The organism is Sediminibacterium salmoneum NBRC 103935 (genome assembly GCF_000511175.1).
GTDB classification, from domain to species: domain Bacteria; phylum Bacteroidota; class Bacteroidia; order Chitinophagales; family Chitinophagaceae; genus Sediminibacterium; species Sediminibacterium salmoneum.
The window spans coordinates 3,233,486-3,246,830 of record NZ_KI866530.1; the positions used below are offsets into that span (position 1 = coordinate 3,233,486).

Here is a 13,345-nt window from a genome sequence, read left to right on the forward strand (position 1 = left end):
TTTTTCATGAACCGTAGAAAAATCATCCATATAACTGTGCCTCCAATTTTACTTTTATTGGTTTCATTCCTTGGTTATAAAATCTGGAGTACAACAGAAGCCAAAGAAAAAATAGTAGCTGCTACTCAGTACCTGCCCTCTATACAGCTCCGCAAAATGGATGGCAGCATTTTCAATACAGATAGTTTCAAAACTTATAAACAACTTTTAGTACTCAATTATTTTAACCCCGAGTGCGACCACTGCCAAAGCATGGTACAGGAACTGTTTCGGGAGCAACAACTTGTAGAAAATGTAAAATGGCTCATGATAACATCAGCTTCCGTTGAAAAAACCAAACGATTTGCAGATAGTATGGAAATAGCGAAACTTCAAAACGTAACGGTGCTGAATGATACAGAATCGGATTTTATTAAAACATTTGGAACCGCTTCGGTTCCATCTTTTTATGTGTACAAAAATGGTAAACTTCTCCGTAAGCACAGTGGTGAGTGCAGTGTAGCTTATCTGGTAAAAGAGTAAATCCGTAACATCATCTTAATTCATGCCTATATCTTTTATACAATCAACAGAGCTAAAACCTTTAATAGTACCGCAGCAAGACCAAAAAGATTGCGGGATTGCCTGTCTACTTTCCCTTATACGCTACTACGGAGGTGATAATGATTTTGAAAGCCTCCGCCGTTTAAGCGGCACATCTATTACAGGAACAACTCTGTTAGGATTATATCAAGCAGCACAGGCTACGGGGTTTGATGCAGAAAGTTGTGAGGCAGATATGGATGCTTTACTAGCCCACCCTTCGCCCTGCATTTTACATGTTCTTTTGGAAAACAACTTACAGCACTATGTGGTGTATTTTGGTAAGAAGGAAAACAAAGGTAAACTTCTTTTGATTATTGGCGACCCTGCAAAAGGAATGGTGTATATGACACCTGCCGAATTGGAAAGCATCTGGCAATCAAAAGCCTGCCTGGTGCTTACTCCCAATGAACAGTTTCAAAAAAAGAAAAACATCAATCGTTCAAAGAAGCAATGGTTCAGAGAACTTGTAAAACCAGATATGCCACTTCTCCTCATTGTGGCAGCGATGGGTATAGCTATAGCAGCGCTTGGTCTTACTATGGCCATCTTTTCCCAACGGTTAATTGATGAGTTTTTACCCAATAAACTGTACAACAAACTTTATACAGGTATTGGTTTTGTGTTTCTGCTCTTACTGGCAAAAGAAGCCGTTAGCCTTATTCGCACTCAATTACTGCTTCGCCAATCCAAAGAATTTAACCTGCGAATTGTAAAGGATTTCTTTTCCAGACTGCTTTTTTTGCCCAAACCTTTTTTTGACACCCGCAAAATAGGTGAACTCACTGCCCGTCTGCATGATACCAACCGCATTCAAAGGGTTGTGAGCCAGATTGCAGGTAACACGTTATTGGATAGCATTGTAGTATTGGTTACGCTGGTATTTGTATTCTCCTATTCTGTTACAAGTGGCCTTATTACTTTAGCCGCTTTGCCTGTTTTCTTTTTGCTCATTTACAAAAGCAATAAAAATATCATTGAAGCACAGCGTAATACGATGGCTGGTTATGCTATGGCAGAAAGCAATTATATTTCTACGCTGCAGGGCATTGAGCCGGTAAAAAATCACAGTAAGGAAGTTCTTTTTTCAGAAACAAACAATGCCATTTACAATCAATATCAATCGGCTATATTCCGTTTAGGACAAATACAAATGCGGCTTTCCTTTGTTGCCAATGTATTTGCAGCTTTTTTGTTGTGTGGTTTGTTGCTCTTTTTGAGTTATCAGGTCTTGCACAACCAATTAAAGGCAGGTGAGTTAATGGCTGTAATGGGCATGGTAGGTTCGTTGCTGCCTTCGGTTGCGAATCTTGCCTTGTTAAGCATACCGATCAACGAAGCCCGTATCGCCTTTAACCGCATGTATGAGTTTGCAGGAATACAACCACAAGAAAAAGGGCAGTTGGAACTATCGGATTTCAAACAAATGGAGGTAAAGAATATTTCCTTTCGCTATCCCGGTAGAAGTCCTGTTCTGCAAAATGTTTCTTTTGAAGTCAACAAAGGTGAAATCATCGCCCTAATGGGTGAAAACGGTTGTGGCAAAAGCACATTGGTTCAATTACTGATGCAGCATTATACTCCTGAAAACGGACACGTTCTGATTAATGGTAGTACAAAGTTTTCTGACATTCAAATTTCTAACTGGAAACAAGTTGCCGCCGTAGTGCCGCAGCAGGTTCATATTTTTAACGGAACTGTTTTGGAAAACATTGCTTTTGAAGATGCTGCTAAAAATCCACAAACAGTTATTGAGTTTTTACGCAACTATGGTTTTGCTTCTTTTATGGACACATTACCTCATTCTGTAATGACTCTGGTAGGTGAGGAAGGTATTAACCTCTCCGGCGGTCAGAAACAAATGATTGCACTGGCAAGGGCATTATATCACCGACCGCAACTGTTACTGTTAGACGAAGCGACAGCGGCAATGGACAGAGAAAATGAACTTTTTGTATTGCAATTGCTGCAACGTCTGAAATCACAAATGGCCATCATACTCATAACCCACAGGCTGCATGTTCTTAAAACCTTTTGCGACCGTATCTACTTGCTGGACAGGGGTTCTATTACCTCAACGGGTAACCATGACACACTCCTGCAGTCCGACAATTTATACAGCCGCTACTGGGCCGACATGATAGGGTAAGTTCGTAACCGGCCATGCTGCAAAGCCAGGCACATACCGCAGCCGCTCAAAGCCTGCACACTAAGGCCAAGCAGCGGTAAGAGCCTGTCTTTCGCCCACGCAGGGTAAGCAGCTTTATGGCGACAGAGGACATTACGTAACAATTAACGCTCCGACAGATAACAGAGCTGCTTACAACAAGTGTATTGCCAAAATGCAGGCTGACGGAAGCCGTGTTTCAACTGTTGTAACTCTGTTGGGCTGCATATCCAGCTTGACCTTATCTATTTAGCTATGTGCATAGCATCATCTTTTTTATCTTTACTAAGCAGCGGTCAGCCGGGCGGATGTAGTTCTATTCCCTGCACTTCGGCAATACCTGTCCGTTGTGTGCCATTATATAAAGAAAAATGAGTATAGAAAAACAAATAAACCAAGCCGAGACAAATCTGCAAAGAAAATTAGATTGGGTTGGACGACATGACAGTAGGACAACTTTTGTTGCAGGAATGTTAATCGCAATGCTTGGGGTTTTAGCTTCTTCAAGTTCTAAAGTTGACGAATGGACAACATTTGCTTACGTAGTTTATGGAGTAACTGGAGTAACTTTAGCAGCTGGACTCTTTTTCATCTATAAATGCCAATACCCACAAACAGAATCATCAAACAATTCTTTAAATTATTTCGGGACAATTGCTGAAATGAAGTTTGATGAGTTCAAAAAGAAAACTCTAGGCACATCGGACAAAGATTATTTGGAAGATATTCTATATCAAATCCATAGAAATTCTGTCATTCTAAAACTAAAATTCAAGTATCTGAAATTAGCTTTAGTGATGTTGAGTATTTCAATTTTACCATGGTTGGCGTCTATTTATCTATCCAACGAATACTTGAAATAATGGCAATTTTAGATACTTTAGAAAGCGAAGTAAACTCAATTCTAAGCATAAATTGGAATGAAAGAAATGGAACTGTCATTCCAGAGACAACAGACGTAGCTCTAAAAGATGGTGCAGTAAAAATTGAAGCGACTTTTCTTTATGCTGACTTGGCTGGTTCATCTTTATTAGCAAAAACTTGTCCATGGCAGACGACAGCTAAAATCATTAGAACATATCTTGACACAGCTGTAAGACTAATTCGACACCATAATGGTGAAGTAAGAAGTTTTGATGGTGATAGAGTAATGGGAATTTTTAAGGGTGATTATCCCAATACAACGGCTGTGACTTGTGCGAGAAATATAGACTGGGTTGTAACTAACATTATAAACCCAAAAGCAAAGGAAAAATTTAAATCAATTAGAGACAATGACATAAAAATTAGGCATTGCGTTGGTGTAGACACAAGTGAAGCACGAGCTGTTCGTTCAGGAATTAGAAATAATAATGACTTGATTTGGATTGGTAAAGCTCCAGCATTTGCAGCAAAATTGTCTGACATTCGAGATTATCCTTATGAAGTTTATATTTCGAAAGAATGTTACAATAAACTTGCAATGAGTGCTAAGAAAAATGGTACTGAAGACGTATGGACTGCTAAGGATGTTGTAATAAGTGGACAAACACATACAGTTTATAGGTCTAAAACACCACTGAAACCATGAGAATAACGGCACACAACAGCCGTTTGGCGTCATTCGGGGTCACGTGCTTAAATTCAAGTGCGGTGCTCCTATTGGGCTTTAGTGGTGGGTTGACAGTGAAGTGCTCCGAAATCCCGCACGAACGCCAAGTGGCCAAACGTTGTGCACCATAAATATTTAATGAAACTAGAATCTGCACTATTAACAAAGCTGTTGAAAGTTTACAGAATAAATTGATTAAATTTAAATGATTAAAATTTTAGTTATGCGACTAATACTTTTAGCTATATTTCTATTCTTCGCCTCTAGCAATAGCTTTTCTCAATTACCTGTTTCAAAAGTTCCTAATGATTTGCAGAAGTTTAATAAGGGAACAATTTCTGATACTTTAATTAGAATTAAGCCTAATAATAATTCACTGAAGAAGCCATTTGGTTCTAAACATAAGATGCCTACTTTGATTATAGATAATAATGGGGTATATGAGCGAAATCTTGGCAATGGTTTAGATCTATATTCTATGACTTTGGATAAAATGCCCTGTGTTTCACCAGACTCTACTTTTCAATCAAAAATGGCGATAACTGAATTTTTAAAAAGTAAAGCGAAAAGTTATCAGCCACCGAAAAATTGATTGTAAGAGATAATTGCAATTAGTCTTTGTAGGTCAAGTAATTATACCCTCTCGTTTAGTGAAAATATTATAATTGATATAAGCGAAGAAATAGACGGTGCACAACAAAAGGCTTTACGCAAGTTGGGCTTTCAGCAATGACCCATCAGCTTTGGAGTTTCAAATGAACTTCAGTAATTTGGCTTTAACTAATAGAGTCTATAGTGGCCAAGCAAGCAGTTGGATCACAGATTATCCAACCAGCGTAAAGCCACGGACGTTACCTGCTATGCTAATTGACAATCTCTAACAATTCAAAATATGGACAGAAAAGACTTTTTAAAAATTGGGGCGTTGACAAGTGCTGCGACAGTTATCAGAACAAACAACGCATTTTCGCAAAATCTGACAGACAACAACATTGATAAGTTGGTGGACGCAAACGGCAACTTTGTTCAACAGGCACTTCCATACACGGAAAATTTTTTAGAGCCGTATATGGACAGCGAGACATTGCATTTGCACTATACCTTCCATCACGGTGGGGCGACAAAGGCAGCAAATACAGACCTCAAAAAAATCAGAGAGGCAATGGACAGCAACAACCTTGAAACAGTTGATTACTGGACTAAGAAACTTTCTTATCATTTGTCGTCACACATCTTGCATTCTATCTTTTGGACAAACCTTACCAACAAAGCTACAACACCGAAGGGTGACCTACTCAAACGAATTGAAAAAGATTTTGGCAGCTACGACAAACTAAAAACATATTTAGCACAGACATCCAAAAATGTGGACGGCAACGGGTGGGGCATTTTAGGATATCAACCTTACACGGACAAACTTACTATTTTACAATGTGAGAACCACGAAAAACTGACCCAGTGGGGCGTTATTCCTTTACTTGTAATTGACGTTTGGGAGCATTCGTATTACTTAAAATATAAACATAAACGGAGCGACTTTGTGGACGCATTGTTCAACATTATTAATTGGGACAACTCATCCCAACGACTTGCTGATGCAATCAAACTTACAAAATAAGAAATGAGATTAATTTTAGTTCATCTGTTATTATTGTTGTCTGATGGCATAATTGCACAAATCAAAATTGAAGGTGCCGTAAAAAATTCTAATGCCGAACCTGTTGCGTTTGCAAATGTTCTATTGTATTACAAGCAAGACACATTAAAGATTATTCAAGGCACAACTACAGACAGTCTTGGTAATTTCAGGTTTACTCAGGTTCAAAATGCAGAATTCATCTTAAAAATTCACTCCATTGGATATGTTTCAAAACAATTGGTTATAGAAAGCACAAATCTGCCCGTTTTGACATTGGGCACTATAACAATTATTGAAAACGTCCAACAACTGCAAACAGTATCCATTGTTGGAAAAAAACCGGTTATTCAACAAACCAATAATGGATTGGTAGTAAATACAGATGCAGTGCTCACGCAGCAAGGAGGCACGGCTGCCGATATACTGAGGGGAACTCCAACCGTTTTTGTAGATGCGGACGGCAATATCAATTTGAGGGGAAAAACACCATTGATATTGATAAACGGAAGGAACTCAAAACTTGACAACCTCAATAGTATTCCGGCAACAAGTATTGAAAAAATTGAAATCATTACATCACCAGGTTCCAACTATGATGCGGAAGCGGAAAACGGAATTATCAATATCATCTTTAAAAAAAAGAAAACCGATGGTTTAAATGGTGCAGCAGTCATCGGAACCGGTTGGGGGGCCAGTTGGCGATTCAACAGTTCTGCTATGATGAATTATAAAAGAGGAGCCTGGAATGTGGGACTTTCGTATGATAACCGATTAGCAGAAAGAACAAGAAATGCAGAAGGCACGAGGGTTAATTTCTTTCTTCCAACCAATTACCTGTTAACGCAAGATAGAAATGATGCCCGTGAGGAAGCGATACATAATTTAAGAAGCAGTATAGATTACACGAAAGGTAAAAATGCAGCAGGTGCTGAGTTTTTATTGGGATGGCAGAACGAACAAAACAATGAAACGCTATTCAGCACTTTTCAGAATCAGGCTGGCGGATTTGAATCAAAAAACAGGCGATTTTCAGACGAAGGCCGAAAAGCAAAACAAGCAGAGATTGCTTTGAAATATGAAAGGAAACTTAATAAGGAACAACAGTTATTGAATTTTAATTTCAGTAATTCTTTCAGCGATGGTATCGAACGGACCAATATTAATTCACAATATCTGACGATCTCAAATGAGCAAACAGGTGTGCCTGTTTTACAACGAACCAGCTTTAACGATAAAAGTTCTGTTTCGAATATCCGGGTTGATTATACTCAGAAAATGGGTAAAGGCTTGTTTGAATCAGGTTATAAAGCGTTGCTAAGATTTTTCGATAGTGACTTTTCACAGGAAAATGACAGCAACGGAGTCTTTACGCCGATACCGAGCCTGACTGGAAAACTCGAATTCAGAGAGCAGGTTCATGCCTGGTATGCACAATATAAATTCAGAACGAAAGAACGGTGGGATTTTGAATTTGGTTTAAGGGGAGAACAAACAATAAATGAAGGTAGTGTTAAAAGCCAGCAATTAAATTTCGACAATAACTACTACAACCAGTTTTATAATTTGGGTACCGGATACCGGCTGACAGGTCAACAAAATCTTAGATTAAGCCTTGCCAAAAGAATCAACAGACCAAGACTTGGGCAACTTAACCCATTTACAGATATCACAGACTCACTTACCCAACGCAGTGGCAATCCCGAATTGTTGCCTGAGATAAGTCATAATGCAGAACTCAGTCATTCGTTTTCCTTTCAGAAGGGGAATTTGCTGACCAGACTCTATTACAGAAACAGTACTAACTCCATCTTACCTTTTACAGAGCTCAACACCAACGGTGTTCTCTTTACAAAACCTATTAATGCAGGAACGACCAACACAACTGGTCTGGAGATGATATTTGCATACAATATATTTTCGTTTTGGACTTCAAACATCAGTGCATCGGTATTTAATCAACAAATCGATGCAAAAAATATAGAGGCTGATGCTGTAAATAACGTTTGGAGTTGGAATGCAAAATGGATAAATGATTTTACAATAAACAAGCATTTTAAAATACAGGTACTATCTGTCTATAATTCACCTGTTGCAACCATACAAGGCAGGACTATTTCTGTGTATAATACTGATATAGCGTTTCAACATAAAATCTGGAAAGAAAAAGCAAGAATCGGCTTTATTGTTACCGATGTGTTCAATACTCAACGCAGTGGAATTATTTGGGACACCAATGATTTTTCATTCCAACGTATTTTCAAAGTCGATACAAGAGCCGCTTTGCTAACATTTGCTTACACCTTTGGAACCACTTTTAAGGAAAAACTCATGGATAATAAATTTAGTAATGACTAAGGAATACAGCACAGCAGGTAACATTGCATTGGCAATATGGCGGGTGAAGAATATATTCTCAACTTTTTGTCCGCTACTCAGCTTCGGTTTCGTCAGACGAATAACACCGGGCAACAGAATAAACAATGAACTTCTGTAACTTTATTTAGCAGCGGTTATGGGCAGACGGAACACGGAATGCCGTCACATCGCCAATGCTTTTCCGTTACCAGCAAATTTAACAGACCAACATAAAGACAATGGGATACGACATTAGAGTAGTAGCATTTATAGACATTCTTGGGTTCAAGAGTTCGGTTGACAAGTCCAACGAAGACGAACAAGAATTTAATAGAATACTCGACACATTGACAGAGTTAAAAGACTTTTTTATAAAACCGAAAGATCACTACGAGATTGAAGCTGACCGAAAACTTGGTGCAGACACTCAAATTTTACAAGTTTCAGACAGCTTAATAATTTCACGATTAATTCAAGAACAAGGTGGTATTTATTATATGCTTTCTGACTGTGCTTTTGCAATTCACCTTTTAATTAGCAATGGTTTTTTATGCAAAGGAGCAATTCGTTTTGGAAAAATGTATCACAAGGACACAACACTATTTGGACAAGCCTATGTTGACGCATATTTGGCTGAAGAAGACGAAAAACTACCAATTGTTAAGTTTGACAAAGAAATATTCGAGATTGTTGAACATTTCCCTGGTCCGGCCAACAAAGGCTTTGAAGAATGGGAAATTGACTTCATTAAGAAAAACTGCAAACAGATAGAGAACGGTGAATATTACTTGGACTACTTTACAGACTATGACGACCGTGTCGGTGGCGGAGAAGGAACAGCTTCTGTTCACTATTCAAAGCTAAGACAGATAATAGTTGACGGACTTAAACTTCCAAAGGAAAGTAGTGCATACAAAAAATATATTTGGGCAAGAGACCAGTTTAATTTGACAGCTAAAAATTACGGACTTGACAACATTGAAAATGAATAGAAAATCTGCTGGTAACACGGGTTTTGCGTCAGGCGGGCTGACGTGCAAACTTGGAGTTTTGTGCTTCTATTCAAGTTCAGTGCTGGTTGACAGTGTTGTTCTCCGAAACCCGCCCGAACGCAAAGCCCGAAACCGTTAGCTGCAGCCCTATTGGACAGTTCCCAATTATTCAAACGGACATTTTTTTGCGACACTTCAAGGACACTTTGTAACCCTGCCGACAATTTCGTATTTAAGTATTTGCTTAAATAAGTAATCTTTACTACTTTTGACACAACAAACAAAATTGACAATGGCAAACGACACTTGCATACGGCTTCAGGCGGACATTGAACAAATTAAAAGTTGCCGGGAAAAATTAAAGGCTAACTCAAAATCATTTTTACAGTTAGGACAAGTCCTTGCTTTGACGGGCAACGAAGTGCGACTGAAAATACTGTTCCTGCTTGAAGAGGAAAATGAACTTTGCCCTTGCGACCTAAGCGACATTTTAGGAATGAGCATTCCCGCAGTTTCTCAGCACTTACGCAAACTAAAAGACGGTAACATCATTGAAGCCAGAAAAGCAGGACAAACTATTTTCTATTCTTTACGCAGCGAACATTTAAAAACTTTAAGACCGTTTTTTAAAATTATTAATCAACAAAATTTGGTGACAGTATGATAACGCCAACAAAAAATAGTAAAGGTTGGGTTGCAGGTCTGTTGACAGCGGTTGCAGCTTCGCTTTGTTGCATAACACCAGTTTTAGCTTTCTTTGGTGGTGCAAGTGGACTTGCTTCCTCGTTTTCGTGGATTGAACCTTTTCGTCCTTATTTAATCGGTTTGACAATTGCAGTTTTTGCATTTGCGTGGTATCAAAAACTAAAGCCACAAAAGCAACTTGACTGCGACTGTGAACCGGACAACAAAAAATCATTTTGGCAATCAAAATCTTTTTTAGCAATCGTTACAGTGGTTGCAGGACTGTTAATTGCATTTCCTTACTATGCAAAAGTATTTTATCCAAAGCCTCAAGAAACAAAAGTTATTATTGTTGACAAAAGCAATATACAGACAGCAGAATTTAAAATAAAAGGTATGACCTGTGAAGGCTGTACAGAACATATAAACAACGAACTTTCAAAAACTTCGGGAGTGATTGAGTTCAATACTTCTTACGAAAAAGGCAACAGTCTTGTAAAGTTTGACAACAGTAAAACTTCCGTTGACAGCCTTGTATCCGTCATTAATAAAACTGGCTATAAAGTAACTTCTCAATCTGTAATCAACAACTAATGGAAAAAACTATCATACTTCAATCTGTTATTACTTGCCCCATTTGTGGACACAGACAAGAAGAAACAATGCCAACAGATGCTTGCCAGTATTTTTATGAGTGTTCAAGTTGCAAGACACGACTTAAACCAAAGGAAGGCGACTGTTGCGTTTATTGCAGTTACGGGACAGTAAAATGTCCACCTATGCAATTAGGTACATCCTGCTGTTCGTAGCGACGAAGGGTATGCAGCTAACAGCGAGGTTTGCTGCTATGCTGGCTGACGAATATATACTCATCATTCTGTTCGCTATCAGCTTTTGTTCGGGCTGAAGAATATAAATGAGCTTTAGTTGTTATCTTCATCATCAGTTTTTCAATCGGCTGCGGCTCCGGGCTGGACATTATAAAATACCAGCACAGCAGCAAGCCCCAACGTTATGGGCTATGTATTATCAGGTTTCGTATCTTTGAAGTATGACACAGTTGGAATCCTTAAAAGATTTGCTACTTAGGCTGAAGCCAGAGCTAATGGAAAAGTATTCTATCAGTTCTATTGGCCTTTTTGGATCAGTTGTGCGCGATGATTTTTCACCAACATCAAGCGACATCGATATTATTGTAGATTTTTCTAAGCCTATCGGAATTGAATTCATTGATTTGGCTGATTATCTCGAACAGAAAATAAAAAGAAAAATAGATCTTGTATCGAGAAACGGAATCAAGACGAAATATTTTCAAGCTATAGAATCCGATATCATTTATGTCTAAAAGATCTACAGACCTGCTTATTGACGATATCCTTGATAGTGGACAAAAAATCCTAGATTATACTCTTGGCTTGACTCTAGAGCAATTTTCAGCTGACTCAAAAACAGTAGATGCTGTAATCAGAAATTTCGAAATCATAGGAGAAGCGGCTAACAGATTACCCGAAGATTTTAAGGCGAAGCATTCAGAAATTGACTGGCATAAAATTCGAGGCTTCAGAAACAGAATTGTTCACGACTATTTTGGAATAGATTATTCTATTGTTTGGGTAATAAAAGAGACATTTCTTCCTAAAATGATCGAACAGTTAATTAAACTTCAAGGCTAACTTACACAGCCCATAACAAACGGCTTTACGCAAGTTGGGCTTTCAGCAATGGCCGATCGTCTTTGGTATTTCAAATGGGCTTCAGTAATTTGGCTTTAACTAATCGGGGCTTTAGAGGCCAAGCCAGCAGTAGTATCACGGAATTTCCAACCAGCGTAAAGCCACGGACGTTGTACGCAACTCACATGATTATTCCAACAATGCAAAGAGTGACCGAATGAACAACATTAATGATTTAAACCTACAGACAGAAATATTACCATTGTTCGACTACACTCTTAATGACTTTGCTAAAGAAACACTTTATCAAATATTCCAAGAGCCACTTTCTACACTAGCCGATATCGAGAAAAGACAAGAGATATTTAAAGGCTTTATTGCTAACGCTGAAATATTCACTAATTATTCTTATTCCAGATTGGACTTTCACGAAGTATATAATTTTTTAAATGACACTTCATATCAAAAAATTATACAAGCTTCAAAAATGAGGCTTCTATTTTTAGAAAACGAAAGACATCAGACTAGAGCAAGATTTATTCAATTTATTTTACTTTTTCATAAGCTCCATTTCACCTATTTAAAAAGAATCAATGTCAGTTCCTTTCCAGATGACTATAAAAAGGAACTTGTTTCATTAGACAACTTTGTTACATCTTTAAACCTAAGGTACTACGATGAGTTGGTAAGAGAAGGCAAATTTAAGATAAAGCATTTATTAGAAATTGCAAAAATTATTACTGGCAAAAAGTTAAAGGGAGAATTTGATGTATTTTATAAAATGTTTTTCCAATTTGAAGCATATATTTCAATTAGCAAATGTATCATAAAATATCATTTTTGTTTTCCATCCTTTTCCAAATTCCATCTTTTATTTGAAAACGTTTACCACCCTCTAATAAAGAACCCAGTAAAAAATAGCTTTACAATAGACAAAAATGTGATTCTTCTCACAGGACCAAACATGTCAGGAAAGTCAACACTTTTAAAATCTATTGGTCTTTGCATTCACCTTGCTCTACTCGGTGTAGCTGTACCAGCAAAGAAAATGGAATTACCTTTTTTTGAGCGTGTATCCATCTCTATTAATCATAATGATGACATTTCAAATGGATATAGCCAATTTATGAATGAAATAATCAGACTAAAACAGGTTGTTGTTGACGCTTCGGAGAATAAAAGCTGTTTTGCCATTTTTGATGAACTATTTAAGGGTACAAGTATTGATGATGCAGTTCAAATTAGTTCTACCACTATTAAGGGACTAACAAAATTCAAGAAATCATTTTTCTTTATCTCTTCACATCTACATCAAATAAAGCAGATTGAAGAAGTGCAAAGAAAAGAGGTTGAAACTTATTATGTTGACTGTGTAATTGAAAATAGCACACCCCTATTTAATTATCAAGTCAAAGAAGGATGGTCAGACCTAAAAGTTGGACAACTTCTGTTTGAGAATGTAGGTCTAAATGATTTATTAGATGCATCATGACAAATAGGTATGCGTACAACAATAGGCTTTGCGCAAGTTGGGCTTTCAGCAATAGCCCATCAGCTTTGGTATTTCAAATGAGCTTCAGTAATTTGGCTTTAACTAATCGCGTCAGTAGTGGCCAAGCCAGCAGCGGGAATTATCCTTCCCCACCCTGCGTAAAGCCTCGG

Annotated in this window: 14 protein-coding genes; all 14 read left to right on the plus strand. The window is 37.9% G+C overall.

What is annotated here, in order from left to right:
• The first annotated feature begins 6 nt into the window (after positions 1-6).
• The 14 genes from P767_RS0114970 to P767_RS0115035 all read left to right on the plus strand — a co-directional run bounded on the left by P767_RS0114970 (position 7) and on the right by P767_RS0115035 (position 13,175).
• The gene (locus tag P767_RS0114970) at positions 7-522 is read left to right on the plus strand and encodes a TlpA family protein disulfide reductase (protein ID WP_026765180.1); all 516 of its coding nucleotides are present in this window, start codon (positions 7-9) and stop codon (positions 520-522) included.
• Between the two features lie 22 nt (positions 523-544).
• Positions 545-2,731: a peptidase domain-containing ABC transporter gene (locus P767_RS0114975; protein ID WP_026765181.1), complete on the plus strand. Its 2,187-nt coding sequence runs from the start codon at positions 545-547 to the stop codon at positions 2,729-2,731.
• Between the two features lie 389 nt (positions 2,732-3,120).
• Positions 3,121-3,612, plus strand: a complete 492-nt coding sequence (locus tag P767_RS0114980) for a Pycsar system effector family protein (RefSeq protein ID WP_026765182.1) — start codon at positions 3,121-3,123, stop codon at positions 3,610-3,612.
• Positions 3,612-4,319 carry an adenylate/guanylate cyclase domain-containing protein gene (locus P767_RS0114985; protein ID WP_037351959.1) on the plus strand — a complete coding sequence of 236 codons (708 nt, stop codon included), beginning with the start codon at positions 3,612-3,614 and terminating at the stop codon, positions 4,317-4,319. The genes P767_RS0114980 and P767_RS0114985 overlap by 1 nt, the downstream gene beginning before the upstream one ends.
• Before the next feature lie 244 nt (positions 4,320-4,563).
• Positions 4,564-4,932 (plus strand): hypothetical protein, encoded by a 369-nt coding sequence (locus P767_RS0114990; protein WP_157611570.1) that lies wholly within the window; start codon positions 4,564-4,566, stop codon positions 4,930-4,932.
• Positions 4,933-5,232: 300 nt separating this feature from the next.
• Positions 5,233-5,958 (plus strand): superoxide dismutase, encoded by a 726-nt coding sequence (locus P767_RS0114995; protein WP_026765185.1) that lies wholly within the window; start codon positions 5,233-5,235, stop codon positions 5,956-5,958.
• 3 nt (positions 5,959-5,961) lie between these two features.
• The gene (locus tag P767_RS0115000; RefSeq protein WP_026765186.1) at positions 5,962-8,334 is read left to right on the plus strand and encodes an outer membrane beta-barrel family protein; all 2,373 of its coding nucleotides are present in this window, start codon (positions 5,962-5,964) and stop codon (positions 8,332-8,334) included.
• A gap of 239 nt (positions 8,335-8,573) precedes the next feature.
• Positions 8,574-9,326, plus strand: coding sequence for a hypothetical protein (locus P767_RS0115005; protein WP_026765187.1), 753 nt, complete (start codon positions 8,574-8,576; stop codon positions 9,324-9,326).
• A gap of 292 nt (positions 9,327-9,618) precedes the next feature.
• Complete coding sequence (locus P767_RS0115010; protein ID WP_026765188.1) at positions 9,619-9,990, plus strand: ArsR/SmtB family transcription factor; 372 nt, start codon at positions 9,619-9,621, stop codon at positions 9,988-9,990.
• Positions 9,987-10,604: a mercuric transport protein MerTP gene (gene merTP / locus P767_RS0115015; protein WP_037351961.1), complete on the plus strand. Its 618-nt coding sequence runs from the start codon at positions 9,987-9,989 to the stop codon at positions 10,602-10,604. Before P767_RS0115010 ends, merTP begins: the two co-directional genes overlap by 4 nt.
• Complete coding sequence (locus tag P767_RS19075; RefSeq protein ID WP_071840097.1) at positions 10,604-10,819, plus strand: GDCCVxC domain-containing (seleno)protein; 216 nt, start codon at positions 10,604-10,606, stop codon at positions 10,817-10,819. Before merTP ends, P767_RS19075 begins: the two co-directional genes overlap by 1 nt.
• A 242-nt stretch (positions 10,820-11,061) precedes the next feature.
• The gene (locus P767_RS0115025; protein WP_026765190.1) at positions 11,062-11,355 is read left to right on the plus strand and encodes a nucleotidyltransferase family protein; all 294 of its coding nucleotides are present in this window, start codon (positions 11,062-11,064) and stop codon (positions 11,353-11,355) included.
• Entirely contained in the window at positions 11,348-11,683 is a 336-nt protein-coding gene (locus P767_RS0115030; RefSeq protein ID WP_026765191.1) for a HepT-like ribonuclease domain-containing protein, read from the plus strand. Before P767_RS0115025 ends, P767_RS0115030 begins: the two co-directional genes overlap by 8 nt.
• A gap of 217 nt (positions 11,684-11,900) precedes the next feature.
• Entirely contained in the window at positions 11,901-13,175 is a 1,275-nt protein-coding gene (locus tag P767_RS0115035; RefSeq protein ID WP_026765192.1) for a MutS-related protein, read from the plus strand.
• Positions 13,176-13,345: the final 170 nt, after the last annotated feature.

Coding starts and splice junctions, on each gene's coding strand:
- P767_RS0114990 (WP_157611570.1), top strand. CDS start 4,564: ATGCGACTAATACTTTTAGCTATATTTCTATTCTTCGCCTCTAGCAAT.
- P767_RS0115005 (WP_026765187.1), top strand. CDS start 8,574: ATGGGATACGACATTAGAGTAGTAGCATTTATAGACATTCTTGGGTTC.
- P767_RS0115010 (WP_026765188.1), top strand. CDS start 9,619: ATGGCAAACGACACTTGCATACGGCTTCAGGCGGACATTGAACAAATT.
- P767_RS0115035 (WP_026765192.1), top strand. CDS start 11,901: ATGAACAACATTAATGATTTAAACCTACAGACAGAAATATTACCATTG.
- merTP (WP_037351961.1), top strand. CDS start 9,987: ATGATAACGCCAACAAAAAATAGTAAAGGTTGGGTTGCAGGTCTGTTG.
- P767_RS0114985 (WP_037351959.1), top strand. CDS start 3,612: ATGGCAATTTTAGATACTTTAGAAAGCGAAGTAAACTCAATTCTAAGC.
- P767_RS0115030 (WP_026765191.1), top strand. CDS start 11,348: ATGTCTAAAAGATCTACAGACCTGCTTATTGACGATATCCTTGATAGT.
- P767_RS0115000 (WP_026765186.1), top strand. CDS start 5,962: ATGAGATTAATTTTAGTTCATCTGTTATTATTGTTGTCTGATGGCATA.
- P767_RS19075 (WP_071840097.1), top strand. CDS start 10,604: ATGGAAAAAACTATCATACTTCAATCTGTTATTACTTGCCCCATTTGT.
- P767_RS0114995 (WP_026765185.1), top strand. CDS start 5,233: ATGGACAGAAAAGACTTTTTAAAAATTGGGGCGTTGACAAGTGCTGCG.
- P767_RS0115025 (WP_026765190.1), top strand. CDS start 11,062: ATGACACAGTTGGAATCCTTAAAAGATTTGCTACTTAGGCTGAAGCCA.
- P767_RS0114970 (WP_026765180.1), top strand. CDS start 7: ATGAACCGTAGAAAAATCATCCATATAACTGTGCCTCCAATTTTACTT.
- P767_RS0114980 (WP_026765182.1), top strand. CDS start 3,121: ATGAGTATAGAAAAACAAATAAACCAAGCCGAGACAAATCTGCAAAGA.
- P767_RS0114975 (WP_026765181.1), top strand. CDS start 545: ATGCCTATATCTTTTATACAATCAACAGAGCTAAAACCTTTAATAGTA.